At 68.4% G+C, this 24,333-nt stretch carries 19 protein-coding genes; 11 read left to right on the top strand and 8 right to left on the bottom strand.

Annotation, left to right across the window (positions count from 1 at the left end; all coding sequences use genetic code 11):
• Positions 1–23 precede the first annotated feature (23 nt).
• Complete coding sequence (locus KOD61_RS06080; RefSeq protein ID WP_215220139.1) at positions 24–1,916, top strand: ATP-binding cassette domain-containing protein; 1,893 nt, start codon at positions 24–26, stop codon at positions 1,914–1,916.
• Positions 1,917–1,918: 2 nt separating this feature from the next.
• Here KOD61_RS06080 and KOD61_RS06085 read toward each other — a convergent pair whose 3' ends face one another.
• From KOD61_RS06085 to KOD61_RS06110, 6 genes are all read right to left on the bottom strand, one after another.
• Complete coding sequence (locus KOD61_RS06085) at positions 1,919–2,233, bottom strand: hypothetical protein (RefSeq protein ID WP_215220140.1); 315 nt, start codon at positions 2,231–2,233, stop codon at positions 1,919–1,921.
• Between the two features lie 110 nt (positions 2,234–2,343).
• Positions 2,344–2,952: a TetR/AcrR family transcriptional regulator gene (locus tag KOD61_RS06090; protein WP_215220141.1), complete on the bottom strand. Its 609-nt coding sequence runs from the start codon at positions 2,950–2,952 to the stop codon at positions 2,344–2,346.
• Positions 2,949–4,367: an efflux transporter outer membrane subunit gene (locus KOD61_RS06095; RefSeq protein WP_215220142.1), complete on the bottom strand. Its 1,419-nt coding sequence runs from the start codon at positions 4,365–4,367 to the stop codon at positions 2,949–2,951. The genes KOD61_RS06090 and KOD61_RS06095 overlap by 4 nt, the downstream gene beginning before the upstream one ends.
• Positions 4,360–7,527, bottom strand: a complete 3,168-nt coding sequence (locus KOD61_RS06100; RefSeq protein ID WP_215220143.1) for an efflux RND transporter permease subunit — start codon at positions 7,525–7,527, stop codon at positions 4,360–4,362. Before KOD61_RS06100 ends, KOD61_RS06095 begins: the two co-directional genes overlap by 8 nt.
• 15 nt (positions 7,528–7,542) lie before the next feature.
• Positions 7,543–8,766 carry an efflux RND transporter periplasmic adaptor subunit gene (locus KOD61_RS06105; protein ID WP_215220144.1) on the bottom strand — a complete coding sequence of 408 codons (1,224 nt, stop codon included), beginning with the start codon at positions 8,764–8,766 and terminating at the stop codon, positions 7,543–7,545.
• Positions 8,767–8,947: 181 nt separating this feature from the next.
• Positions 8,948–10,744: a M14 family metallopeptidase gene (locus KOD61_RS06110; protein WP_215220145.1), complete on the bottom strand. Its 1,797-nt coding sequence runs from the start codon at positions 10,742–10,744 to the stop codon at positions 8,948–8,950.
• A gap of 176 nt (positions 10,745–10,920) precedes the next feature.
• Here KOD61_RS06110 and KOD61_RS06115 point away from each other — a divergent pair, with 176 nt between their 5' ends.
• The 6 genes from KOD61_RS06115 to KOD61_RS06140 all read left to right on the top strand — a co-directional run bounded on the left by KOD61_RS06115 (position 10,921) and on the right by KOD61_RS06140 (position 14,985).
• On the top strand, positions 10,921–11,526 hold the full coding sequence (locus tag KOD61_RS06115; RefSeq protein WP_215220146.1) for a rhomboid family intramembrane serine protease: 606 nt from the start codon (positions 10,921–10,923) through the stop codon (positions 11,524–11,526).
• Between the two features lie 128 nt (positions 11,527–11,654).
• Entirely contained in the window at positions 11,655–12,485 is an 831-nt protein-coding gene (locus tag KOD61_RS06120; protein ID WP_215220147.1) for a histone H1-like repetitive region-containing protein, read from the top strand.
• 42 nt (positions 12,486–12,527) lie between these two features.
• Positions 12,528–12,806 (top strand): GNAT family N-acetyltransferase, encoded by a 279-nt coding sequence (locus tag KOD61_RS06125; protein ID WP_215220148.1) that lies wholly within the window; start codon positions 12,528–12,530, stop codon positions 12,804–12,806.
• Positions 12,807–12,889: 83 nt separating this feature from the next.
• Entirely contained in the window at positions 12,890–13,603 is a 714-nt protein-coding gene (locus KOD61_RS06130; protein ID WP_215220149.1) for a pseudouridine synthase, read from the top strand.
• A 69-nt stretch (positions 13,604–13,672) separates the two neighbouring features.
• On the top strand, positions 13,673–14,596 hold the full coding sequence (locus KOD61_RS06135) for a DUF3298 and DUF4163 domain-containing protein (protein WP_215220150.1): 924 nt from the start codon (positions 13,673–13,675) through the stop codon (positions 14,594–14,596).
• Positions 14,593–14,985 carry a sensory rhodopsin transducer gene (locus KOD61_RS06140; RefSeq protein WP_215220151.1) on the top strand — a complete coding sequence of 131 codons (393 nt, stop codon included), beginning with the start codon at positions 14,593–14,595 and terminating at the stop codon, positions 14,983–14,985. The genes KOD61_RS06135 and KOD61_RS06140 overlap by 4 nt, the downstream gene beginning before the upstream one ends.
• 95 nt (positions 14,986–15,080) lie before the next feature.
• Here KOD61_RS06140 and KOD61_RS06145 read toward each other — a convergent pair whose 3' ends face one another.
• The gene (locus tag KOD61_RS06145) at positions 15,081–17,321 is read right to left on the bottom strand and encodes a M3 family metallopeptidase (protein WP_215220152.1); all 2,241 of its coding nucleotides are present in this window, start codon (positions 17,319–17,321) and stop codon (positions 15,081–15,083) included.
• Between the two features lie 199 nt (positions 17,322–17,520).
• Here KOD61_RS06145 and KOD61_RS06150 point away from each other — a divergent pair, with 199 nt between their 5' ends.
• Entirely contained in the window at positions 17,521–17,958 is a 438-nt protein-coding gene (locus tag KOD61_RS06150; protein ID WP_215220153.1) for a CBS domain-containing protein, read from the top strand.
• A gap of 61 nt (positions 17,959–18,019) precedes the next feature.
• On the opposite strand, the gene KOD61_RS06155 is transcribed toward KOD61_RS06150, so the two are convergent.
• Positions 18,020–20,389 (bottom strand): Tex family protein, encoded by a 2,370-nt coding sequence (locus KOD61_RS06155; RefSeq protein WP_215220154.1) that lies wholly within the window; start codon positions 20,387–20,389, stop codon positions 18,020–18,022.
• 179 nt (positions 20,390–20,568) lie between these two features.
• On the opposite strand from KOD61_RS06155, the gene KOD61_RS06160 reads away from it, so the two are divergent.
• The 3 genes from KOD61_RS06160 to KOD61_RS06170 are packed head-to-tail and all read left to right on the top strand — an operon-like array spanning position 20,569 to position 24,292.
• Positions 20,569–23,106 (top strand): ATP-binding protein, encoded by a 2,538-nt coding sequence (locus KOD61_RS06160; RefSeq protein WP_215220155.1) that lies wholly within the window; start codon positions 20,569–20,571, stop codon positions 23,104–23,106.
• Positions 23,103–23,486, top strand: coding sequence for a response regulator transcription factor (locus KOD61_RS06165; RefSeq protein WP_215220156.1), 384 nt, complete (start codon positions 23,103–23,105; stop codon positions 23,484–23,486). The genes KOD61_RS06160 and KOD61_RS06165 overlap by 4 nt, the downstream gene beginning before the upstream one ends.
• Positions 23,483–24,292, top strand: a complete 810-nt coding sequence (locus KOD61_RS06170) for a YaiO family outer membrane beta-barrel protein (protein ID WP_215220157.1) — start codon at positions 23,483–23,485, stop codon at positions 24,290–24,292. The genes KOD61_RS06165 and KOD61_RS06170 overlap by 4 nt, the downstream gene beginning before the upstream one ends.
• Positions 24,293–24,333: the final 41 nt, after the last annotated feature.

Below are 24,333 nucleotides of genomic sequence, written 5' to 3' on the forward strand. Positions count from 1 at the left end.
GTCCGGCCACGTAGAATGGCCGGATGCCCCTGATTACCCTGAACAGCGTCGACTACAGCGTCGGCGGCCCGCTCCTGCTCGAGAACGTCGATTTCGCGGTCGAACCCGGTGAGCGCGTCGCGCTCATCGGCCGCAACGGCGCCGGCAAGTCCACCCTGCTCAAGCTCCTGTCCGGGGACATCCTCCCCGACGACGGCGAGATCCGGCGCGAGGGCGGGGCGCGCGTCGCCCGCCTCGAACAGGAGGTGCCCGCCGGTGCGGCGGGTGACGTGTTCGACGTCGTCGCCGACGGCATGGGCGAGCTGGGCAAGTGGCTGGCCGAGTTCCACCACCTCAGCCACGCCGAGGAATTCGACGCGGACGCGATGTCCGCCGTGCAGGCCAAGATCGACGCCGCGCAGGGCTGGAGCGCCGACCAGCGCGTGGTCGAGACGCTCGACAAGCTCGGGCTTGACGGCGACGCGCAGTTCTCCGGGCTCTCCGGCGGCATGAAGCGCCGCGTGCTGCTGGCCCGCGCGCTGGTATCGGCGCCGGACCTGCTGCTGCTGGACGAACCGACCAACCACCTGGACATCGAGTCGATCGACTGGCTCGAGGGCTTCCTCAAGTCGTGGCCCGGCGCCCTGGTCTTCGTCACCCATGACCGCCGCTTCCTGCGCGCACTGGCCACCCGCATCGTCGAGATCGACCGCGGCCAGCTGACCAGCTGGCCGGGCGACTGGGCCAACTACGAGCGTCGCCGCGAGGAGCGCCTGAACGCCGAGGCGCAGGAGAACGCGCGCTTCGACAAATTGCTGGCGCAGGAGGAAGTCTGGATCCGGCAGGGCATCAAGGCGCGCCGCACCCGCGACGAAGGCCGGGTGCGGCGGCTCAAGGCGATGCGCGACGAGCGGGCGCAGCGGCGCGAGCGCACCGGCAACGTGAAGATGGAATTCGCCCAGTCGGAGAACTCCGGCAAGAAGGTCATCGAGGCCAAGCATGTTTCGTTCGATTACGGCGGCCGGGTGCTGCTCGATGACATCTCCACCACCGTCTTCCGCGGCGACCGCATCGGTTTGATCGGGCCCAACGGCAGCGGCAAGACGACGCTGCTCAAGACCCTCCTGGGCGGCCTCCAGCCGACCACCGGCGAGGTCAAGCTGGGCAGCAACCTGCAGGTGGCGTACTTCGACCAGTACCGCGCAACCCTGCGCGAGGACTGGAACGCGATCGAAAACGTCGCCGAGGGCCGCGAGTTCGTCGAGGTCGGCGGCAAACAGAAGCACGTGATCGGGTACCTGCAGGACTTCCTGTTCACCCCCGAGCGCGCGCGTGCGCCGATCACCCGGCTGTCGGGCGGCGAGCGCAACCGGCTGCTGCTGGCCAAGCTGTTCGCCCAGCCGTCCAACCTGCTGGTGATGGACGAACCGACCAACGACCTCGATGTCGAGACCCTGGAGCTGCTGGAAGAGCTGCTCGGGGACTACCCCGGCACCTTGTTGCTGGTCAGCCATGACCGCGACTTCCTGGACAACGTCGTCACCTCGACCCTGGTGATGGAAGGCGAGGGTCGCGTCGGCGAGTACGTCGGTGGCTACAGCGACTGGCTGCGCCAGCGGCGCCCACCGGCGACGCCGGACAGCGGGCGGCCCACCCGGCTGGCTGCCGACCCGGGCGCGACCGGCGCGACGCCGGCGCCTCCACCCGCAGCGACGCCAGCCCGCAAGCGCAGTTTCAAGGAACAGCGCGAACTCGAACAGCTGCCGGCGACGATCGAGTCGCTCGAGACGCGCCTGGCGGCCAAGACCGCCGAGATGAACGACCCCGGCTTCTTCCAGCGCGACAGCGCCGCGATCACCGCGCACAACCGCGAACTCGCGCAACTCCAGGGCGAGCTGGACAAGGCGTACGCACGGTGGTCGGAACTGGAGGGTTAGGACTACGTTGGCCCGGGCCGATGGCTGCTGCCGGAGCCACGTTCCACCGCTGACCCGGCACGCCGCTCGAACCCCGGATGGCGCACGCGCAGGTGGGGGCCTTCGTCGAGTTTGCCGTCGGGGCTGATCACGGCCCAGGATGCGTCACCGGCGAAGATCACCGGTACCGGCGGCTGGGACGGCGGCTCCCGGACGAAGCGCAGTTCCCACCCGAAATACTCGAGCAGGCGCAGCAGGGATTGTTGCGGGGGATTGAGCCGTTCGCGCATCCGCTCTGGATCGACAGACTCCGAGTTGCGACGTTCTGGCGTGTGCATGGTGACCTCCGGCAGCTCCCTCCCCGTAATGCGCACAACGCGGAAACCGTCGGTGGACAGGACGCGGCCACCGGTGTGTTGGACGAGGCTAGGGCTGAAGCCCTGTTCCGTCAGGCCTTTACCAGCAGCGGCACGATGTAGTGCAGGGCGCGCTCGAGCAGCTGCCGGTCCAGCTGGGGCTCGCGGGTCTCGCGCAACTTGAGGCCCTCGAACAGGCATTGCAGCAACAGCGCGCGGTCCGGCGAGACGGCAGCGGGTAGGCCATGACCGCCGGCCTCGGGATCGCGGGTCAGCCAGTCCACCAGGGCCGCGCGCAGGGTGACGTCGTAACGGTCCAGCGCCGCCGCGATCTGCGGGTCGCGGGTGGCTTCGGCAGAGATCTCCAGCAGCAGCGCGGCGTTCATCCCCTTGGCATCGGCCGAGCACGCGCGCCCGTAGTTGCTGGTCATCTCGGCGGCGAGGTCGATTCGTCGGCTGAGCCGGATGTCCTCGCGCAACAGCTGCAACTGGCGGTCGACGATGGCGAGGATGATCGCGCTCTTGTTCTCGAAGTAGCGGTAGATCAGCCCCGCGCTCATGCCCGCGGTATCGGCGATGCTGGCCATGCTGGCGGCGTGGAAGCCGTGCTCGATGAAGCACTTCTGCGCGGCATCGAGGATGCGGCCACGTTGCAGTTCGGCGCGCTCCTGTGCCTTGTTCGAGTCGGCTTTGGCGGTCATGTCCCGGTCTCGGACCAGCCGCCGCCGAGGACCTTGTAGAGCGTCACGCGGTTGGCCTGTTCGGCCAGCTGCGTCGCTACGAGGGACTGGCGGGCGGCGTAGAGGGTGCGTTGAGCGTCCAGCAACACCAGGTAGCTGTCCAGTCCGGCGTCGTAGCGTGCCTGCGACAGCTCGTGGGCGCGGCCGGCCGCCTCGGCCAGGGCTGCCTGCGCCTCGCGCTGCCGTGCCAGCGTGGCCGACAGGGCCAGCGCGTCCGCCACCTCGCGGAATCCGGACTGGATGGCCTTCTCGTACTCGGCCAGGGCGATGTCGCGGTCCGCCTTGGCGACGCCCAGCGCCGCCGCCAGCCTTCCGCCTTGGAAGATCGGGATGTTGACCCGCGGGATGAAGCTCCACATGCCCGAACCGCCGTCGAACAGGCCCGACAGCTGGTCGCTGGTGCTGCCGATGCTGCCGGTCAGGGTGATCGACGGGAAGAAGGCCGCGCGCGCCGCGCCGATGTTGGCCGTTGCCGCCCGCAACTGGTGCTCCGCGGCCAGCACGTCGGGCCGGCGCAACAGCACCTCCGACGGCAGCCCGGCGGGCAGGGCGGTGATGCCGCTGACCTCGGGGACGAACGCGTCCGGCAACAGCGACGGCTCGACCTGGCCGCCTACCAGCAACGCGAGTGCGTTGCGGTCCTGTGCCACCTGGCCCTCGAACCGTGCAACGTCCGAGCGGGCCGCTTCCACCAGGGTACGGGCCTGGTTGAGGTCGAGTCCGGACACCGCGCCGAGCGCGTGGCGCTGGCCGGTCAGCTCGAACGAGGCCTCGTGGCTTGCCAGCGAGTCCCGGGCGATCGCCAGCAACTCGGTATCCGCGGCCAGTGCGAGCCACGTGTTGGCCACCTGGGCGATCAGCGCAAGCTGCGCGCTCCGCCGCGCCTCTTCGGTCGCGAAGTACTGCTGCAGTGCGGCCTGGCCCAGGTTGTGGACACGGCCGAACAGGTCCAGCTCGAAGCCCGCGATACCCGCACTGGCGGAGTAGCTTTCGCTGATGTCGACGTTGTCGCCGCCGGCCCGGGTCATGCTGACCTCGCCGCCGAGCGACGGCATCCGATCGGCACGGCGGATGCGGTACTGGGCGCGGGCCCGCTCGACGTTGAGCATCGCCACCCGCAGGTCGCGGTTGTTCTCCAGCGCCTGCGCGACCAGCTGGTCCAAACGCGGGTCGGCGAAGAAGTCGCGCCAGCCGATGTCGGCCACCAGCGGTGCGCCGTCGTCGGGCGTCGGCGTGCTCGACGGGGTGGTCGACGGCAGCGGCCACTCGACCGGGATCGACGGGGACGCCTCGGGCACGGGCGGCTGCAGGGTGGCGCAACCGGCCACGAACAGCACTGCAGCCAGTGCGAGCGGGGTCATCAGTGTCTTAGTCATGGGTCTTACCTCCCGCCGGCGCGTCGAGCGCCGGTGCGGTCGCTTCGCGCCTGCCGAACAGGCGCTGCACGACCACGAAGAACAGTGGAATGAAGAACAGGCCGAGCAGGGCACCGGCGATCATGCCGCCGAGCACGCCGGTGCCGATCGCGCGCTGCGCACCGGAGCCGGCGCCAGACGCGATCGCCAGTGGCAGCACGCCCATGCCGAATGCCAGCGACGTCATCAGGATCGGCCGCAGGCGGTCGCGCACGGCCTGCATGGTCGCCTGCACCAGCTCCATGCCCTCGGCCATGTAGTCCTTGGCGAAGGCGATGATCATGATCGCGTTCTTGCTGGTAAGACCGACCGTGGTCAGCATCGCCACCTGGAAGTACACGTCGCGTTCCATGCCGCGCAGGCTGTTGGCCAGCACTGCGCCAAGGATGCCCAGCGGCGCCACCATCAGTACCGCGGTCGGGATCGTCCAGCTCTCGTACAGCGCGGCCAGGCAGAGGAACACGATCAGCAGAGACAGGGTGTACAGCAGCGGCGTCTGTGCGCCGGCCTGGCGCTCCTGGTAGGACAAGCCGGTCCACTCGATGCCGATTCCGGTTGGCAGCTCCGACACCATCCGCTCGACCTCCAGCATCGCGTCGCCGGAGCTCACGCCGCCGGCGCTTTCACCCTGGATCTGCATCGCCGGCACGCCGTTGTAGCGCTCCAGCCGGACCGGACCGTACTCCCAGTGCGAACTGGCGAACGCGGTGAACGGCACCATCTGGCCCTGGTTGTTGCGCACCGACCACAGGTTGAAGTCCTCCGGCACCATGCGGAACGGCGCGTCGGCCTGCAGCATCACCCGCTTGACCCGGCCGCGGTCGATGAAGTCGTCGATGTACTGGCCGCCCCAGGCCGCCGTCAGGGTCGAGTTGATCGCCGCGATCGACAGTCCCAGTGAGCTGGCCTTTTCGGTGTCGATGTCGAGCTGGAACTGCGGCGTGTCCTCCTGCCCGTTCGGGCGCACGTTGGCCAGCATCGGGTTCTGCGCCGCGGCGCCGAGGAACTGGTTGCGCGCGCCCAGCAGCGCCTCGTGGCCGAGGCCGGCATTGTCGGTGAGGTAGAAGGTGAAGCCGGCCGCGGTGCCCAGCTCCGGCATTGCCGGCGGCGCGAACGCAAACGCCAGCGCGTCCTTGATCTGGCTCAGCCCGGCCATCGCGCGACCGGCGAGCGCGCCGACGCTTTGCTCCTCGGACTCGCGCGCGCTCCAGTCGTGCAGCTTGACGAACGCCATGCCGTTGTTCTGGCCGGAGCCGCCGAAGCTGAAGCCCTGCACGCTGAACACCGATTCGACGAGGTCCTGTTCCTGTTCCAGGAAGTAGTCCTCGACCTTCTTGATCGACTCCATCGTGCGCTCCTGGGTGGCGCCCACCGGCGCCAGCACCTGGGCGAACAACACGCCCTGGTCCTCGTCGGGCAGGAACGAGCTGGGCAGGCGGAAGAACATCACGCCCATCACCACCACCAGCGCGCCGAAGATGGCCATCGACCGCTTGGGCCGGCTGATCATGCCGCGCACGCCACGACGGTACTTGCTGCTGCCGTCGTCGAACTTCTGGTTGAACCAGTGGAAGAACCGCGCCAGCCGGCCCTTGCCACTGTCGTGGTGCTCGCCCTTCTTCAGCGGCTTGAGCATGGTCGCGCACAGCGCCGGTGTCAGTACGATCGCAACGAGCACCGACAGCGCCATCGCCGAAACGATCGTCGCCGAGAACTGCCGGTAGATCACGCCGGTCGAGCCGGTCATGAACGCCATCGGCACGAACACCGCCGACAGCACCAGGCCGATGCCGACCAGGGCGCCGGTGATCTGGTCCATCGACTTGCGGGTGGCCTCCAGTGGCGACAGGCCTTCCTCGCTCATGATGCGTTCGACGTTCTCGACCACAACGATGGCGTCGTCGACCAGCAGGCCGATCGCCAGCACCATCGCGAACATCGTCAGCATGTTGATCGAGAAGCCCAGCGCGGCGAGCACGCCGAACGTGCCCAGCAGCACCACCGGCACCGCGATCGTCGGGATCAGGGTCGCGCGGAAGTTCTGCAGGAACAGGTACATCACCAGGAACACCAGCACGATCGCCTCGAGCAGGGTCACGATCACGCCCTTGATCGAGACCTGCACGAACGGCGTGGTGTCGAACGGCAGCACGGCCTTGAGGCCGGGCGGGAAGAACGGCGACATTTCATCCAGCGTCGCCTTGACGCCCGCGGCGGTGTCCAGCGCGTTGGCGCCGGTCGCCAACGAGACTGCGATGCCGGTGGCCGGCTGGCCGTTGTAGCGGGTGATGAACTCGTAGTTCTCCGCGCCCATCTCCACCCGGGCGACGTCGCCCAGCTTGAGCACCGAGCCGTCCGGGTTGGCCCGCACGACGATGTCGCGGAACTGCTCCGGCGTCTGCAACCGCGACTGCGCGGTGATCGAGGCGTTGATCTGCTGGCCTTCGATGGATGGCGCCGCGCCCAGCGCGCCGACCGCGACCTGCGCGTTCTGGGCCTGGATCGCCGCGGTGATGTCGCCCGGTGTGAGGCGGTAGGTGTCGAGTTTGTTTGGGTCCAGCCAGATCCGCATCGCGTACTTGGCACCGAATACCTGCAGGTTGCCGACGCCGGGAACGCGGCTCAGCGGGTCCACCAGGTTCGCGCCGACATAGTCGGAGATGTCGTCCTTGGCCATGCTGCCGTCCTCGGACACGAAGCCGATGACCTGCAGGAAGCCGCTGGCCGACTTGCTGACGTTGACGCCCTGGCGCTGCACTTCCTGCGGGAGCAGCGGCATGGCCGACTGCAGTTTGTTCTGGACCTGCACCTGCGCGGTGTCGGGGTCGGTGCCGTTCTCGAAGGTCAGGGTGATCGCGGCGCGCCCGTTGCCTTCACTGGTCGAGGAGAAGTACAGCAGGCCGTCCAGGCCCTTCATGTTCTGCTCGATGATCTGCGTCACCGAGTCCTGCACCGCCTTGGCGGAAGCGCCGGGATACACCGCGTTGACCGCGACCGTGGGCGGCGCGATGGTCGGGTACATCGAGATCGGCAGGGTGAAGATCGCCAGTGCGCCGGCGAGCATGATGATGATCGCGATGACCCACGCGAAGATCGGTCGGTCGATGAAGAAGCGTGCCATGTCGGGGGTCCGTTATTACTTCGACGCGTCGGCGTCGGTGCCTGCATCGGCAGCGTCGGGCGCGGCAGGTGCTTCGGCCGGGTCGGAATCTGCCGCGGAAGCGTCCGTCGCACCGGCTTCGGTGGCCTGCACGGGCATGCCCGGCTGGATCTTCTGCAGCCCCTCGACGATCACCCGGTCGCCCGCGACCAGGCCGCCTTCGACCAGCCACTGGTCACCCACGGTGCGGCTGACGGTGACCGCGCGTGGCTCCACCGCGCCGTCTTCGCCCACCACCATTGCGGTCGCGTTGCCCTTGGCGTCGCGGGTGATGCCCTTCTGCGGGACCAGCAGCCCTTCCTGGCGCACCGCCGCGCCCACCACGGCGCGCACGTACATGCCCGGCAACAGCAGGTGGTCGGGATTGGGGACCTGCACGCGGAGCAGGTAGCTGCCGGTCGACGGGTCGACCGTGACCTCGGAGAAGGCGAGCCGCCCGTCATAGGCGTACTCGCTGCCGTCTTCCAGCAGGATCTTCACCGGCAGGTCTGCCTGCTGGGCGGTGCCCGCGGCCAGGTTCCTGCGCAGGGCCAGCAGCTCGCTGCTGGACTGGGTCAGGTCGACGTACATGGGGTCGGTCTGCTGGATGGTCGCCAGCGGTGTCGCCTGGTTGGCGGTCACCAGTGCGCCGCGGGTGACCGAGGACTTGCCGATGCGACCACTGATGGGCGCGTTGATCCGTGCGTAGTCGAGGGTCACGCGACGTCCCTGCAGCGCTGCGCGGGCGACGCCGACGTCCGCCTCGGCCTGGCGGAGTGCGGCCACCGCGTTCTCGTTGTCCTGGCGGCTGACCGCATCGATCTTCACCAGTTCGGCTGAGCGGGCAGCAGTGAGTTGGGCGGACTTCAGGCTCGCCTCGGCACGCGCCAGCGCGGCCTGGGCGCTGCTGGCGTCGGCCTGGTAGGCGGCGTTCTCGAGCTGGTAGAGCGGTTGCCCGGCGTTGACCAGGCCGCCTTCCTTGAAGAGCTGGCGCTCGACGATGCCACTGACCTGGGGCCTGACTTCCGCGACCAGGAACGGGGCGGTGCGGCCCGGAAGTTCGCGGGTCAGGGTGACCGGGGAAGCGGCCAGCGTCACCACGGTGACCTGTGCGGCCGGTGGTTGCGCGGGAGCCGGGTCGCCACTGCACGCCGCGAGGGCGATCGTCAGGGCCAGGGGCAGGAGCAGGGTGCGACCGGTCAGGCGGTGGGTCGGGGTCATGTGGGGCTCGTGGAGGAAACCAAAGGGAACGGGGCGGTCAGGCCGCCCCGGAAGCTGGCAAGAATGAACGATCATTCTTTTTTTGTCAATGGACATGAACAGGCGCGCCCGCGTTCCCGGGCGGCCTGTGTCCAACAGCTTCTGGAGGGCCGACGCGTCGTGGGGACGCGTCGGCAAAAGTTCAGCGCGGTTTCCGCTCGGTGCGCAGGACCGGATACAGGTTGAAGCGCGCGTCCCACGACGTATGGCGCCGGTAGAAGAAGTCCAGGCGCTCGCGCGGGCTCGCGGCAAACGCCGCGTCTTCGCGCAGGCGCTTTTCGAAGGCGGCCTTCAGCTGAGGGTCGGCGGCCAGCATCTCGCGGGCGACTTCTTCAGCGACGTAGTCCTCCATGTACTCCTTGCGCTCGAATGCATTGTTGAACTCCCCCCAGGCGGCCAGCGAATCGGGTGCCTGCGGCTCCAGGATCGCCATCGCCAACTGCGCCTTCGGCTGCGCGATCGGCACGAAAAGCGCACCGGCAGCCAGGTCGGCGGTCTCGCCGCGCCAACGACCTTGCAGCTCCAGCCGCTGGTGGCCCTCGACCGACTGCGCCGCGAATTCGCGCGAGTCGGCGCGAAACGCCTCGACCTTCACGCCAGACATCGGCTGCTCCAGCCGGCGGTACTCGATGGCATGACGGTCCAGCCGCTCGGCCACCCAGGATGCGTGCGCGGCAGGCACCAGGTAACCGGCGCCGGGCGCCTCCACCACCAGCGACGGCTCGATCCGGTCGCACAGCGGCACGGTCCAGGTCTCGGGGGTGGTCTCGTCGTAACGGGTCATGGTCGCGCCCGACACCTCCGACGGGGTGCGCGTGTAGGCGTAGCCGCGGAAGTCGATCTGCCGGCATTCGTCGGTGGCCTGGTAGGCCAGCGCTACGGGCGCTCCACCCAGCTTGCTTGCCCGCGCATCGGCGGCGTGGGCGAGGGCGAGCCACTCGTCGCCGTGCTCGGCCACCTGCCCCAGCACGGCCATGATGGCGTCGCGGGTCGACTTCACCCGGTGCGGGTAGTCCTTCCACGAGTGCGTCTCCACCAGCATGCCGAGGCGGTTACGCAACTGCATGTAGCCGTGCGAGAAGCGCGGTGTCGCCACGCCGTCCTCGAAGCCCGAGGCCGGGTTGTCGTATTGCACGAACGAGGGATAGAACGGCAGCGGCAGCGAGCCGTGGCCGGCGAGGTAGTCGATGGTGTTGTCGCGCAGCGTGGTGCCCGCCGCTCGCAAGGCCTTGTCGCCGCTGTTGACCGGTTCGACCTGGATGGAGATGTCATGTTCGAACTTGGCGCCGTTGGTGACGTGCAGGTCCACGTAGGCCAGCGGGTCCCAACGGTTGATCAGGGCGAGCATCGCCTGCATTTCCGGCGCGTCGGCCTTCACGTAGCCGCGGTTGAGGTTGTAGTTCTGCGCGGTGGTGCGCCAGCCCATCTCCTTCGGACCGCGCTGGTTGGGGCGGTTCCACGCGCCGAAGCGCTCATGCCCGTCGACGTTGAACACCGGCACGAACAGGAACACCTGGCGGCGCAACGCATCGGCGGGCACGTCGGGCGCGGTGCCCTCCAGCAGCTCGCGCAGCGCGAGGAAACCGGCATCCTTGCCGTCGATCTCGCCGGCGTGGATCCCGCCTTGCATCAGGGTGGCCGGGATGCCCTGTTCGCGCGCCGCCTCCGGGGTGAACGCACCGCTGCGGGTAGCGACCAGCACCTTCATCGGGCGGCCCTCGGGCGTGGTGCCGAAGGTCTCGCAGCGCACCGCGTCGGCATAGCGGCTGGCAAAGGCGTCGCACAACGCGAGGACTTCGTCGTAGCGGCCGGTCTCGATGAAGCCGCTGCGCTCGGACACGGTCGTCAGCGGCGCGTCCTGGGCCGGGGCGGGCGTGGCAACGGCAAGCAGGGCTGCCAGCGCGGCAGCGAGCGGGGCGGGATGCGTGCAGCGGATCATGGGCAACTCTCGTGGGAAATGCGTCGATGGTAACGCCCGTGCACTGCGCGCCCCGGGCACCGGCGCCGCCGCCGGGCGTCCGGTAGTCTTGGCGCCTTCATGCAACGGCCTCAACCGGGGGGCGAGTTGCGAGCAACCACCGGACGGCCAGGCGCCGCGACCGAGGAATCCACCGCATGCTGACCCTGATACTCATCGGCGTGACCGTCCTGGTCACCTGGCTCGCCTTCAAGAACCCCAGGTTGCTGGACCGGCTGATCCTGTGGCCGCCGGCGATCGACCGGCAGCGCCAGTACGATCGCCTGCTGACCCATGGCTTCATCCACGCCGACTGGCAGCACCTGCTGTTCAACATGATCACGCTGTTCTTCTTCGGCCGGTTCGCCGAGCAGGTCATCAGCGCGATGATCGGCCCGGTCGGCTTCGTGCTGTTCTACCTGTCGGCGATCGTGATCGCGATCCTGCCCACCTACCTGCGCCACCGCCACGATGCGCGGTACCGCAGCCTCGGGGCATCGGGCGCGGTGTCGGCGGTGCTGTTCGCCTTCATCCTGGTCCAGCCGTGGTCGCTGATCTTCGTGTTCTTCCTGCCCGTGCCGGCAATCCTGTACGGCGTGTTCTTCGTCGGCTACTCGATCTGGATGGACCGGCAGGGCGGGGACAACACCAACCACAACGCCCACTTGTCGGGTGCCATCTACGGCGTGCTTTTCATGCTGCTGATGGAACCGCGCATCGGCGGCGTGTTCCTGGAGCGACTGGTCAACCCCTCGTTCGGCTGACCGCGGGTGCGGCGATCCCTCACCCCGATTGCATGTGGGGCGTGATAGTGAGACAGGACCCACCGTCGCGGTGGGAGGCGCGGACGCCTGCGACCCCGCGCCAGTCGACCCGTCCGATGGAGGAGCGCATGGCAACGACCCCAGTCCGCAAGGCCAGCAAGAAGACCGCGAAGAAGACCGCGAAGAAGGCGTCGAAGAAGACGGCCGGCACCACCGCAAGCACGACCGCGGCGAAAAAGGCCGCCAGCAAGAAGTCGACCACCAGCAAGACGGCCGCGAAGAAGACGAATGCAAAGAAGGCGGTAAAGAAGACTGCCGCGAAGAAGACCGCGACCAGGAAGACCACGGCCAGGAAGACCACGGCCAGCAAGGCGCCTGCCCGCAAGGTCGCTGCCAGGAAGTCCCCGGCGAAGACGGCAGCAACGAAGAAGGCCGCGAAGAAGGCGGCCGCAACAAAGAAGGCGGCAACAAAGAAGGCCGCGACCAAAAACGTCGCGACGAAGAAGACTGCGCCCAGGAACACCTCCACCAGGAAGTCCCCGGCGAAGAAGGTTGCAGCGGGAAAAACCGCGCCGAAGAAGGTTGCAGCAAGGAAGGGCGCAACGAAGAACACGTCATCGAAGAAGACGGCAACCGCGAGCGCCGCTCCCCGGAAGACCGCCGCCCGCAAGAGCGGGGCCGCGACCGCGCGCGGTCGCAAGGGTGCGTCGATCACGCCCGAGCAGGCACTGGCCAACACCCGGGAACTACTCGAGGCCAAGCAGCGCCAGGCGCGCACGACGCAGCCGTGGCAGGCGCTGGACGACCACGCACCAGTCCATGCACCTGAAGGCTACCAGTCCGCTTCCGCCGCCCAGCACGCCGAAGAGCTGCATGCAGCCGAGGCCCGGTTGCAGGGCATACAGGGCAGCATCAGCACACAGGACCGGCACAACCAGGGCAAACGCGACAACCGCTGACCGGCCATTGTCGATGCCATGCCCACGCCATCCGGAGACGTCATGACCGAGTTCGAGATACGCCACCAGCCAGACCGTTCCCGCTTCGCCGCCGACGTGGACGGCGTGGAGGCCGCCCTCGAGTACCGGATGGAGGGCAGCTGCATGGTCATCACCCACACCCACGTGCCCGAGCCGGTCGGCGGCCGGGGTATTGCCGGGGCGCTGACGCGGGCTGCGTTCGAGCATGCACGGGTGCAGGACCTCCACGTCCGCCCGGCGTGCTCCTACGCTGCCGGCTGGGTTGACCGCCATCCCGAATACGGCGACCTGCTCGGTTGAGCTGCGGCCCCCACCCGGGGGCCGTACTCGCCAACCGGCGGGGCTTGTGCCAGCCTGTGCGCCCCTCGAGTACCCGGCCCAGCATGCGCCTCAACAAACACATCAGCGAAACCGGCTTCTGCTCCCGTCGCGAGGCCGACCGCCTGATTGCCGAAGGCCGGGTGACCATCAACGGCATCCGGGGCCGGGTGGGTTCGGAGGTGGGCGAGGGTGACGAGGTGCGGGTCGACGGCCAGCCGTTGCGGACCCGCACCGTCGCCAAGGGTCAGAAGCAGCACGTCTACATCGCGCTCAACAAGCCGGTCGGTGTGGTCTGCACCACCGAATCCGGGGTCAAGGACAACATCGTCGACTTCGTCGGCCACGAGCGACGGATCTTCCCGATCGGGCGGCTCGACAAGGATTCCGAGGGGCTGATCCTGCTGACCAGCAACGGCGACATCGTCAACGAGATCCTGCGCGCCGAGAACAAGCTCGAGAAGGAATACCTGGTCGCGGTCAACAACGAGGTCACCCCCGAGTTCCTGCGCGCGATGGCCAAGGGCGTGCCGGTGCACGGACAGACCACCCTGCCGTGCAAGACCGGCAAGCTGGGCCGCTTCGGGTTCCGGATCGTGCTGGTGCAGGGGCTCAACCGCCAGATCCGCCTGATGGCCGCCCACTTCCGTTACCGGGTCAAGCAGCTGGTGCGGGTGCGCATCGGCAACGTCAAGCTCGGCCGGCTCAAGGTCGGCCAATGGCGCAACCTGACCGACGCGGAACTGCGCGGACTGTTGCCACAGCGCACCGACTGGTAAGCCTTCCGCCTGCATCCGGGCATCACGCCGGCGGCGATAAGGTCGCGCCCAATGAGCAGGGGCCGACCGATGAAGCAGTGGAATCTGAAGAGCGCATGCATCGCGATGGTGCTGGTTGCGGGTGTGGCCTGCGATCGTGCCGCCGGGCCGGATGCCGCGGGCACGAACGCCGGCAGCGAGCGCAGCGCCGTACCCGCCGACGGGCAGGACGGAGCCACACCGGCACCGGTCGAACCGGTGGAGCTGGAGGATGTTTCGGAGGCGACTGCCGACTACATCATCGGGATCACCTACCCGCAGTCGGCCACCAAGTATCCGCGCCTGGCGGCGGAACTGAAGGCCTACGCAGAAACCGCACGCGCCGATCTGATGGAGGCGGTCGAGGCCCGCAAGCAGGGTGAGCCCGCCGGCGAAGGCAGCGAGGGCGCCACGCTGTACGACCTGTCGCTGACATTCACCGAGCTGGTCGACACCCCCGAACTGGCCGCCTACGCCGCCGATGGCAGCATGTACACCGGCGGCGCCCACGGCATGCCCCTCATGGAGCGTTTCGTGTGGTTGCCGCAGGCGCAGCAGCGCCTGACCGCGCAGGAGCTGGTACCGACGGACGCGGGGTGGAAGGCCATCTCCGAGCACGCCCGCGAGCAGCTCCACACGGCGCTGTCCCAGCGGGCGGATGCCGATGCCATGTCACCGGCCGAGCGCAGCGACCTGGTCCGGAACACCAGCCGCATGATCGAGGCCGGCACGGCGCCAAAGGCCGAAAACTTCTCGGAGTTCGAACCGCTGGTGGACGACGCCGGTCGCGTCACGGGGCTGAGGTTCGTCTTTGCGCCTTACCAGGCGGGCCCGTACTCGGACGGTACGCGGTCGGTCGAGATCCCCTCGGACGTGCTGCTGCCGAACGTGGCGCCGCGGTTCCGCGACCTGTTCTCGGCGGCGCCCGCCACCGACCGCACCGCGGGGGCGCCGACGGAGGGAACGACCCCATGAGCGACACACCCGGTTCCGGCGCCATCGGCCGTCAGCGCTGGGCGATCGCCGAGGGCTACATCCCCGGCTGGAGCAACGGCCCCGAACCGCAGATGTCCAGCCACGAGACCTGCTGCATCCTCAACGCGAGCGACCGTGTGGCCAGCGTCCGGATCTCGGTCTATTTCGAGGGCCGCGACCCGGCAGGTCCGTACAAGCTGACAGTCGAACCCCGCCGCACCCGACACCTGCGCTTCAACGAGCTCCGCGACCCCGAAACGATCCCGCCGGACGTGCCGTATGCGAGCGTGATCGAGTCGGACGTGCCGATCGTGGTGCAACACACCCGCCTGGACTCCCGCCAGGCCGAAAACGCCCTGATGACGACCATCGCCTTCGCGGCGGACTGAACCCGGCTCCGGCCGAGGGCCCATGTCTGCGTCGTGCGCGCCCATGAAAAAACCGCCCGGATCGCTCCGGGCGGTTTTGGTTCACGCCAGGCCGATCAGTTGCTCGGCTTGGGCGCTTCCGGCGCCGGGGCCTTCGGCGCGTCCGGCACCGCCGCGTCGTCGGCCGCCGGGGCATTCAGCCCGCGGCGCTCGAGCAACGGCTCGATGCGCGGCTCGTGGCCGGTGAAGTCGCGGAACAGCTGCAGCGCGTCCTTGCTGCCACCCTGCGACAGCAGCGCCGCGCGGAAGTGGTCGCCGTTCTCGCGGGTCAGGCCGCCGTTGTCCTTGATCCACGCCACGGTGTTGGCGTCCAGCACCTCCGACCAGATGTAGGCGTAGTAACCGGCCGCGTAGCCACCCATGATGTGGCTGAAGTACGGGGTCTTGTAGCGCGGCGGTACGGGTGCGAAGTCGGTGCCATTGGCGGCCAGCGCCTTGGCCTCGAAAGCCATCACGCCCGCCGCGTCCGGCACCTGGTCCAGCGACAGCTGGTGCCAGCTCTGGTCAAGCATCGCCGCGCCGAGGTACTCGGTGGTGGCGAAGCCCTGGTTGAACTGGGCGCTGGCCAGGACCTTGTCGAGCAGGGCCTGCGGCATCGGCTCGCCGGTCTCGTGGTGCTTGGCGTAGTTGGCCAGCACGCTCGGCCAGTCGGCCCACATCTCGTTGACCTGCGACGGGAACTCCACGAAGTCACGCGGCACGCTGGTGCCCGAGAAGTACGGGTACTTCACGTCCGAGAACAGGCCGTGCAGCGCGTGGCCGAACTCGTGGAACATGGTGGTCACCTCGTCCCAGGTCATCAGCGTCGGCTTGCCTTCCGCCGGCTCCGGGATGTTGAGGTGGTTGGCCACCACCGGCAGGTTGCCGGTCAGTGCGGACTGGTCGACATAGGAGTTCATCCAGGCGCCGCCGCGCTTGGACTCGCGCTGGTACGGATCGAAGATGAAGATCGCCTGCTGGCTGCCGTCCTTGTCGAACACGTCGTAGACGGTGACGTCCTCGTGGTAGACGGGCAGGTCGGTGCGCTGCTTGAAGCTGAGGCCGTAGAGCTGGTTGGCGGCGTAGAACACGCCGTTCTCCAGCACGTTCTTCATCTCGAAGTACGGCTTGAGCTGGTTCTCGTCGAAGTCGTACTCGGCCTGGCGGACCTTTTCGGCGTAGTAGGCCCAGTCCCACGGCTCGAGCTTGAAGCTCGGCTCGCCCTTGGCGGCCTGCTCCTTGTCGATCATCGCCTGGAGCTTGGCGGCCTCGCGCTTGGCGTTGGCGACCGCGGCCGGGGCGAGCTGGGCGAGCATCGCGTTGACCGCCTCGGGGGTCTGTGCGGTTTCATCGGCCAGCACGTAGGCGGCGTAGGTCGGGTAGCCGAGCATCTTGGCCTTCTCGATGCGCAGCTTCACCACGTCCGAGACGATGCCGGTGTTGTCCCACTTGTTGGCGCGGCTGCCACGGGCGACGGACGCCTTGTGCAGGCGCTCGCGCAGGGCGCGGTCTTCGAGGTAGGTGTTGGGGGGCTGGCCGGTGGTGTTCTGCAGCGCGATGACGTACTTGCCATCCAGTCCACGGGCCTTGGCGGCCTCTGCGGCGGCGGTGATGGCCTGGTCGGACAGGCCTGCCAGCTGCTCGACGCTGTCGACCACGATCGCCGAGTCGTTCACCTCGGCCAGCACGTTCTGGCTGAAGGTCGTGCCCAGCTTGGCCAGCTCGCCGTTGATCTCCTTCAGGCGGGTCTTGTCGGCGTCGGACAGCTTGGCACCGGCGCGGACGAAATCGGTGTGGTAGCGCTCGACCAGGCGGACGCCCTGGGCGTCGAGGCCCAGCTCGTTGCGCTTCTCGTACAGCGCCTCGATGCGCTCGAACAGCTTCGGATTCAGCGAGACGGCGTCGCTGTGGGCCGACAGCTTCGGCGCGTACTCGGCCTGCAGCGCCTTGCGCGCGTCATTGGTGTCGGCGCCAACCAGGCTGAAGAACACCGAAGCGGTGCGCGACAGGATGTCGCCGGACTCCTCGAGCGGGAGGATCGTGTTCTCGAACGTCGCCGGTTCCGGGTTGTTGGCGATCGCCTCGACTTCCTTCAGGTGCTCGGCCATGCCGCGGTCGAACGCCGGACCGAAGTGGCTGTCCTTGATCTGGTCGAACCGCGGGTAATGCAGCGGCAGCTGGCTTTCGGTGAAGAACGGATTGCTGGCGTCTGCGGTCACGGCGGCGGTGTCGGCTTGTGGGTTGGCGTCGGACTGGGCGCACGCGGCGACGCTGGTGGTCAGGGCGATGGCGAGCGCCAGGGCGAGGGGATGCTTCATCGGGCAGGAACCTGGTCGAAGGGAACCCGAAGCCTACCGCAACGGCGTTTTCGGCCACCATGACGAAAGCCATGGGCGCGCGGGCGGGCGGTCGCGACAGGGAAACCCGCCAGATGCGGCCAAGTCGCGGCCCGCGGTTCACGCCTCGGCAACCGCCAGCGGGGCAGGGTACGGGTCTCCCCCGAACGTTGGAGTTTCCATGAACACGAGCCTGAATAGCGTGATGACCGCCAACCCCGCCTGCTGCACCGGTGACACTCCGTTGCGCGAGGTCGCGCGGATGATGGTGGAGAACGATTGCGGCGAGATCCCGGTCGTCGACAGCCGCGAATCGGGCCGACCGGTGGGCGTGGTGACCGACCGCGACATCGCGGTGCGGATGGTTGCCGAGGGCCGCGACACCGCGTCCGCGTGCGCCTCCGACTGCATGAGTTCGCCGGTGACGACGATCCAGCAGAACGCCTCGCTGGCCGACTGCGCGCAGGCGATGGAGCAGAACCAGATCCGCCGGGTAGTGGTGGTGGATGACGCCGGCGCCGTGTGCGGCATCGTGTCGCAGGCCGACATCGCCCTAGCCGGGCATGACCGCACCACCGGTGAAGTGGTGCAGCAGGTCTCGCAGCCCGCCACGCACTGATGACCCGCTGACCTGTCGCGCGCCGCGTCCGTTCATCCGGGCGCGGCGCGCGTCGTTGTCGTCAGGTGTTGCCCTTCGCCTTGGCGAAGGCCGCCGCCAGCGCGTTGTTGGCCGGAGGCGCCGACATGGCGCGGGCATCGGGGCGGCGCGCATTGCCACGGCCACCATCATGCGAGCCGCGTGGCGGCGGGGTTCCGCGGTCCGCCCGGTCGCCGCGCGGCGCGGGTGCGCTGTCGTCCAGCCGGCAGGTCAGGGCGATCCGCTTGCGCGGGATGTCCACCTCGAGCACTTTCACCTTGACCACGTCACCGGCCTTGACCACCTCGCGGGGGTCCTTGACGTAACGGTCGGCCAGCGCCGAGATGTGGACCAGGCCATCCTGGTGCACGCCGATGTCGACGAACGCGCCAAACGCGGCGACGTTGCTGACCACGCCTTCGAGGATCATCCCGACCTGCAGGTCCTTCAGTTCCTCGACGCCATCGGCGAAGCGCGCGGCCTTGAACTCGGGGCGCGGGTCGCGGCCGGGCTTTTCAAGTTCCTTGAGGATGTCGCGGATCGTCGGCACGCCGAACTTGTCGTCGGTGTACTGCTCCGGGCGAATGCCGCGCAGGAAGCCGGCGTCGCCGATCAACTGGCGCACCTCGCGGCCGCAGTCGCTCACGATGCGCTCGACCACCGGGTACGCCTCCGGATGAACGGATGAGGCATCCAGCGGCTGCTCGCCGTTGGCGATACGCAGGAAGCCGGCGCACTGTTCGAACGCCTTGTCGCCCAGCCGCGGCACCTTCAGCAGTTGTTTGCGGCTGGTGAATGCGCCGTTGGCGTCGCGGTAGACCACGATGTTGCCGGCCACCGTCGACGACAGCCCGGAGACCCGGGCCAGCAGGGCGGCGGACGCGGTGTTGACGTCGACCCCGACCGCGTTGACGCAGTCCTCGACCCGGGCGTCGAGCGCGCGCGCCAGCCGGTGACCGTCGACATCGTGCTGGTACTGGCCGACGCCGATCGCCTTGGGCTCGATCTTGACCAGCTCGGCCAACGGGTCCTGCAGGCGCCGCGCGATCGACACCGCGCCGCGCAGCGACACGTCGAGATCCGGGAACTCCTTCGCCGCGAACTCCGACGCCGAGTACACCGACGCGCCGGCCTCGCTGACCACGATCTTCTGCATCTTCAATTCGGGGGCGAGCTTGATCAGGTCGCCGGCAAGTTTGTCGGTCTCGCGGCTGGCGGTGCCGTTGCCGATCGCGATCAGCTCGACCGCGTGTTGCGCGCACAGCTTGCGCAACACGTGCAGGGAGCCGTCCCACTGGTTGCGCGGCTGGTGCGGGAAGATCGTGTCGGTGGCGACCAGCTTGCCGGTCCTGTCGACCACCGCGACCTTGACCCCGGTGCGCAGGCCCGGGTCGAGCCCGAGTACCGCCTTCGGTCCCGCCGGCGCGGCCAGCAGCAAATCCTTGAGGTTGTCGCCGAACACCGCGATCGCCTCGGCTTCGGCCTTCTCGCGGGCCTGGCCGAACAGGTCCAGCAGCAGGTGCAGGTGCAACTTGGCCTTCCACGCCAGCCGGCAGGCGTTGAGCAACCAGGCGTCGGCGGGGCGGCCGGCATCGCGAATGCCGGCATGGTGGGCAACGCGGCCCATCGCCTGCGCATGGCCGGCCTCTGCGTCGACGCCGGGCTCCAGGTCGAGTACCACGATGTCCTCGCGGCGCGCCCGGAACAGCGCCAGCAGGCGGTGCGACGGGATCTTCGCCAGCGGTTCGGCGTGGTCGAAGTAGTCGCGGTACTTGGCGCCCTCGATCTCCTTGCCATCGACGACGCGGGCGTGGATGCGGCCGACGTCCTGCAGCCATTCGCGCAGCTTGCCGACCAGCGCAGCGTCCTCGCCCCAGCGCTCCATCAGGATCGCGCGGGCGCCCTCCAGCGCCGCCTTGGCATCGGCCACGCCGTTGTCGGAGTCGACGAAACCGGCGGCGAACTCTTCCGGCGTCAGGGAGGGATCGGCCAGCAGTCCATCGGCCAGCGGCTCGAGCCCGGCCTCGCGCGCGATCTGCGCCTTGGTCCGGCGCTTGACCTTGTACGGCAGGTACAGGTCTTCCAGCCTCGCCTTGCTGTCGGCGGCCTCGATGTCGGCGCGCAGCTCGTCGGTCAGCTTGCCCTGTTCGTCGACGCTCGCCAGCACTGCAGCGCGGCGGTCTTCCAGCTCGCGCAGGTAGGTCAGGCGGGACTCCAGGTCGCGCAACTGGGTGTCATCCAAGCCGCCGGTGACTTCCTTGCGGTAGCGCGCGATGAACGGCACCGTCGCGCCCTCGTCGAGCAGGCCGATCGCGGCGCGGGCCTGCTCGGGCCTGGCGCCGATCTCCGCGGCGATGGTGCGGGCGATCTTCTCCGCGAGGGCGGAGGCGGCTTTCGGTGCGGATTCGGGCATTGCGGTTCTGCCTGCTGGGGAACGGTGAAGCGAGCCGCCGATTGTGGCGATGCCGGTGCGGTCGGGGAACCCGTTGACAGAGGAGTACAAGCACGGGCAGGTCCCCGATGCGCATCCATCACCGCCACGTGGCGGTGCACCGGGTAGTCTTGCAGGCCTGACGCCGGAGCCGCGGACGCATGAAGCGCCTTTCCACGACGACGTTGCACAACCTGGGGTTCGTGCTGGTGCTGCTGCTGATCGCGACAATCGCGTGGCAGGGCAAGCGCACCCAGGACGCCCTGCTTGAAACCAACGACGAGATCATCGATCACTTCGAGCTCATCACGGTGGGCCAAGGCGTCCTGTCCTCCCTCCAGGACATCGAGACCGGCATGCGAGGTTACGTGCTGACCGGCGAGCCCGAATACCTGGCGCCCTACGACACCGGCCGCGAGAAACTGCTTCGCCAGCGGGCAAGGTTGGGCGAGATCCTGCTTGCGCGTTCACCGGCCTGGAGCCCATGGCTGGCCCAGCTGGACCGCCACATCGGTGCGCGAATCGGCTCGGCCGCCCTCAACGTCGCCAACCGCGATCGCGCGGGACCCTTCCGCGACAGGGCGGGGGTCGGCAAGCGGGCGATGGATCGACTGCGCGACATGCTGGGCCGGCTGGAAGCCGAAGAGCGCCGCCACCTGCGCGAAGAGTCGGCGGCCGTGCGCCACCAGGTCGAGCGCGGACGCCTGTTGGCCTGGGGCGGGGCGCTGGTCATCCTGCTGGTTTCGCTCGGTACATTACTGCTGATCAACCGCAACCTGCGTGCCAGGCACGAGGCGGCGCAACGGGCCGAGGCCGGGGAGGCCCGGTTGGCGAAACAGCAGGCCTTCCTGCGCCAAGTTGTCGACAGTGACGAGAACCTGATCTTCGTCTGCGACAGCATCGGCCGGATCGATTTGTGCAATATCGCCTTCGCCGATTTCGTGGGCAGGTCGCCGGCCGAGATCGAAGGTCGCTCGCCGACCGAACTCGGCATACACGAGGCGCTTGCACCGCTGCTCGACGGAGACGAGGCGATGTTGGCGTCGCGCAAGGAGCTGCGACGTGGCGAGGTTCCGGTGACCGGGCCCGATGGGGTGATCCGCTGGTTCCAGTTGATCAAGCGGCTGCTGGAGACCGCGGACGGTCGTAGGCAACAGGTAGTGACTGTCGCGGTCGATGTGTCGGTTCGGCACCAGATCGCCCAGATGAAGACGGAGTTCATTTCGACCGTCAGCCATGAGTTGCGGACCCCGCTGACTGCGATACGTGGCGCGCTGTCGATGTTGAGCGACGGAACCGCGGGTGCGATCCCCGGTGAAGCGCGGCCGCTGCTGGATATCGCCCTGCGCAACGGCGAGCGACTGGTCCGCCTGATCAACGACATCCTCGACATCGAGAAGCTGGATGCAGGACGGATCGAGTTGCAACTCGGACAGATGCAGCTCGGCCCGCTGGTGGACCTGGCGCTCGAGCAGATCGGGCCTTATGCACGCGAGTACGGGATCACCGTACGGCGCATGGATGGCGATGACGCGACGGTGCAGACGGACCCGGACCGGTTTGCGCAGGTGATGGACAACCTGCTGTCCAATGCCATCAAACACTCACCGGCCGGTGGCGAAGTGCGTGTGGGCGTGCAGCGACAAGGGGACAGCGTTGAGGTCTCGGTGTCCGACGACGGCGCCGGCATCCCCGAATCATTCCGCCAACGCGTGTTCGAGCGGTTCGCCCAGGCCGATTCTTCCGACGCCCGCCGCCGGGGTGGCACCGGACTCGGGCTGGCGATCACCCGCTCGCTTGTCGAGCGGTTCGGCGGCCAGATCGGCTTCATCACCGCCGACGGCACGGGCACCCGGTTCCACGTCCGGCTCCCGGTCATCGCTGCGGATGGCGAGCACGATGATCCGGCCGGTGACATCGACGCGGCGACCGAATCCGGCGCGAACGCCCGGGTGCTGGTGTTCGAGCGTCGGGAAGACTGCGCGCAGGGTCTGGTCGCCCAACTGCGCCAGCACGGCTACGACTGCGTGGTAGCCGACAGTGCGGCGCTCGCCTGGCGGGTGCTGGAAGAGCAACATATCGACGCGCTGGTGCTTGCCGTCGGCGGTGAAGGCGAGGGCGGGCTCGGTTTCCTGCGCGTCCTCCGCGACCGCAAGGGCTTCCGCCACCTTCCGGTGGTGGTGGCCAGCCTGACGGCCAGCGGCGATGCCGCCGATATCGAAGGCGGTGCGCTGGGCGTGGTCGACTGGTTGCGCAAGCCGATGCAGCCCGAGCGCGTGGTCGAAGCGGTTCGCAGTGTGCTGGGGCGCGATCGCCAGGTCCCCAGCGTGCTGCATGTCGAGGACGATCCCGACCTGCGCGCGTTGCTGGCAAAATTGTTGCAGGGCGACCGTCTGCACCTGTACCCGGCGGCCTCGCTGGCCGAAGCGCGCGCGCAACTCACGCGGCGCCATTACAGCCTGGTGATCCTCGACCTGGGGCTGCCCGATGGCGACGGATCGGACCTGTTGGCCGAACTGTCCAACGCGCGGCCGCCGACCTACGTGATCATCTTCTCGGCGCGCGATACCCCGACGCACGACAATGACATCGTGCTGCGGCATCTGGTGAAGTCACGCCACCGTGCCGCGGAACTGGCCATGCTGGTGAGCAGGTACCTCACGGAGTGGCCGCAAGGCAGGAACGGAGGAACGGCATGACGGAACAGACCCGGCGCTTACTGATGGTGGAGGACGAGGAGGACATCGCCTTCATCCTGCGGTTCCTGCTGGAGCGCAACGGTTACCAGGTCGACCACGCGGCGGATGGCCGGGTGGCACTGGAGTGGTTGGCCGGCGAAGTGCCGGAAATTGTGTTGATGGACATCATGCTGCCGTACCACGACGGAATAGAGCTCGTCGAACGGCTCCGCGCTACCCCGGGCTGGCAGTCCGTGCCGGTGCTGATGTTGTCGGCCAAGGCGCGCGAGGCAGACATCGTTCGCGCGCTCGAACTGGGCGCCGATGACTACGTGACCAAGCCTTTCCAACCCGAAGAAGTGCTGGCGCGGATCCGCCGGTTGTTGCGGAGGCCAGCTTGAGCACCTGTGCCGCACGAGCCAGCCGTACCACGGGTGCGTTGCGGGTTCTGCTGGCGCTGGCTGCGCCGATGGCACACGCGCAGGCGCAAACGGAGATGCAGGCGTCGACCCCGCGCGAGTCGATCACTATCTCGCATCGCGGCGAATCACCCGACAACGGCCTGCAGGCGTGGAACGCCCAGCGGCTCGACTACGCGCGGAACCAGCCGGGCAACTGGAGCGTCGGTGCCTCGCTGGTGCGCGAAGCACGCTTCGGCCAGGTCGACGGCGGCGCCGAACTGCGCGGTGCGCTCAGCGTGGGCGACGGCTGGAGCGTGCAGGGCGAGGTGGGCGCGTTCCCGCATCCGCATTTCCAGCCCGAATGGTTCGCCGATGTGCGGGTCGAACGACCGATGGCCCGAGTAGGCGAGGCGACCCTGGTCGGTTCGGCGGGCCTGCGGCGGACCCGCTACCGCGACACTACCGTCGACCGCCTCGCGGTCGGCACCGAGGTGTACCGCGGCAACTGGCGTTTTGGCTACACCTTCAACTTGACCCGCGTCGACGGAAGCTCGCTGCCCGGCCATGCGCTCGCCCTGGACCGGTATTACGGCGACGACAGCTGGGTGGGATTGCGGCTCGACACCGGCGAGGAAGATGCACTGCTGCCCGGAGACGTCGTTGCAACCGAGATCGACTCGATCGGCCTGCGCGGACGCCACTGGTGGACGCCGGCCTGGGCGCTGGAATGGGGGGGCGGGCATGTCGCACAGTCGGACTTGTACGACCGCCGCTGGTGGATGCTTGGGGTACGCCATGCGTTCTGATGCCGCGCGCGGCCGGGACCGGGAGTCCCGCCGCGGCGGGA

The sequence above is a fragment of the Lysobacter luteus genome (assembly GCF_907164845.1).
GTDB classification, from domain to species: Bacteria; Pseudomonadota; Gammaproteobacteria; order Xanthomonadales; family Xanthomonadaceae; genus Novilysobacter; species Novilysobacter luteus.

What these genes read in the sequence shown, in the direction of transcription:
- KOD61_RS06080 (WP_215220139.1), top strand. Translation starts at nt 24, where the DNA reads ATGCCCCTGATTACCCTGAACAGCGTCGACTACAGCGTCGGCGGCCCG.
- KOD61_RS06085 (WP_215220140.1), bottom strand. Translation starts at nt 2,233, where the DNA reads ATGCACACGCCAGAACGTCGCAACTCGGAGTCTGTCGATCCAGAGCGG.
- KOD61_RS06090 (WP_215220141.1), bottom strand. Translation starts at nt 2,952, where the DNA reads ATGACCGCCAAAGCCGACTCGAACAAGGCACAGGAGCGCGCCGAACTG.
- KOD61_RS06095 (WP_215220142.1), bottom strand. Translation starts at nt 4,367, where the DNA reads ATGACTAAGACACTGATGACCCCGCTCGCACTGGCTGCAGTGCTGTTC.
- KOD61_RS06100 (WP_215220143.1), bottom strand. Translation starts at nt 7,527, where the DNA reads ATGGCACGCTTCTTCATCGACCGACCGATCTTCGCGTGGGTCATCGCG.
- KOD61_RS06105 (WP_215220144.1), bottom strand. Translation starts at nt 8,766, where the DNA reads ATGACCCCGACCCACCGCCTGACCGGTCGCACCCTGCTCCTGCCCCTG.
- KOD61_RS06110 (WP_215220145.1), bottom strand. Translation starts at nt 10,744, where the DNA reads ATGATCCGCTGCACGCATCCCGCCCCGCTCGCTGCCGCGCTGGCAGCC.
- KOD61_RS06115 (WP_215220146.1), top strand. Translation starts at nt 10,921, where the DNA reads ATGCTGACCCTGATACTCATCGGCGTGACCGTCCTGGTCACCTGGCTC.
- KOD61_RS06120 (WP_215220147.1), top strand. Translation starts at nt 11,655, where the DNA reads ATGGCAACGACCCCAGTCCGCAAGGCCAGCAAGAAGACCGCGAAGAAG.
- KOD61_RS06125 (WP_215220148.1), top strand. Translation starts at nt 12,528, where the DNA reads ATGACCGAGTTCGAGATACGCCACCAGCCAGACCGTTCCCGCTTCGCC.
- KOD61_RS06130 (WP_215220149.1), top strand. Translation starts at nt 12,890, where the DNA reads ATGCGCCTCAACAAACACATCAGCGAAACCGGCTTCTGCTCCCGTCGC.
- KOD61_RS06135 (WP_215220150.1), top strand. Translation starts at nt 13,673, where the DNA reads ATGAAGCAGTGGAATCTGAAGAGCGCATGCATCGCGATGGTGCTGGTT.
- KOD61_RS06140 (WP_215220151.1), top strand. Translation starts at nt 14,593, where the DNA reads ATGAGCGACACACCCGGTTCCGGCGCCATCGGCCGTCAGCGCTGGGCG.
- KOD61_RS06145 (WP_215220152.1), bottom strand. Translation starts at nt 17,321, where the DNA reads ATGAAGCATCCCCTCGCCCTGGCGCTCGCCATCGCCCTGACCACCAGC.
- KOD61_RS06150 (WP_215220153.1), top strand. Translation starts at nt 17,521, where the DNA reads ATGAACACGAGCCTGAATAGCGTGATGACCGCCAACCCCGCCTGCTGC.
- KOD61_RS06155 (WP_215220154.1), bottom strand. Translation starts at nt 20,389, where the DNA reads ATGCCCGAATCCGCACCGAAAGCCGCCTCCGCCCTCGCGGAGAAGATC.
- KOD61_RS06160 (WP_215220155.1), top strand. Translation starts at nt 20,569, where the DNA reads ATGAAGCGCCTTTCCACGACGACGTTGCACAACCTGGGGTTCGTGCTG.
- KOD61_RS06165 (WP_215220156.1), top strand. Translation starts at nt 23,103, where the DNA reads ATGACGGAACAGACCCGGCGCTTACTGATGGTGGAGGACGAGGAGGAC.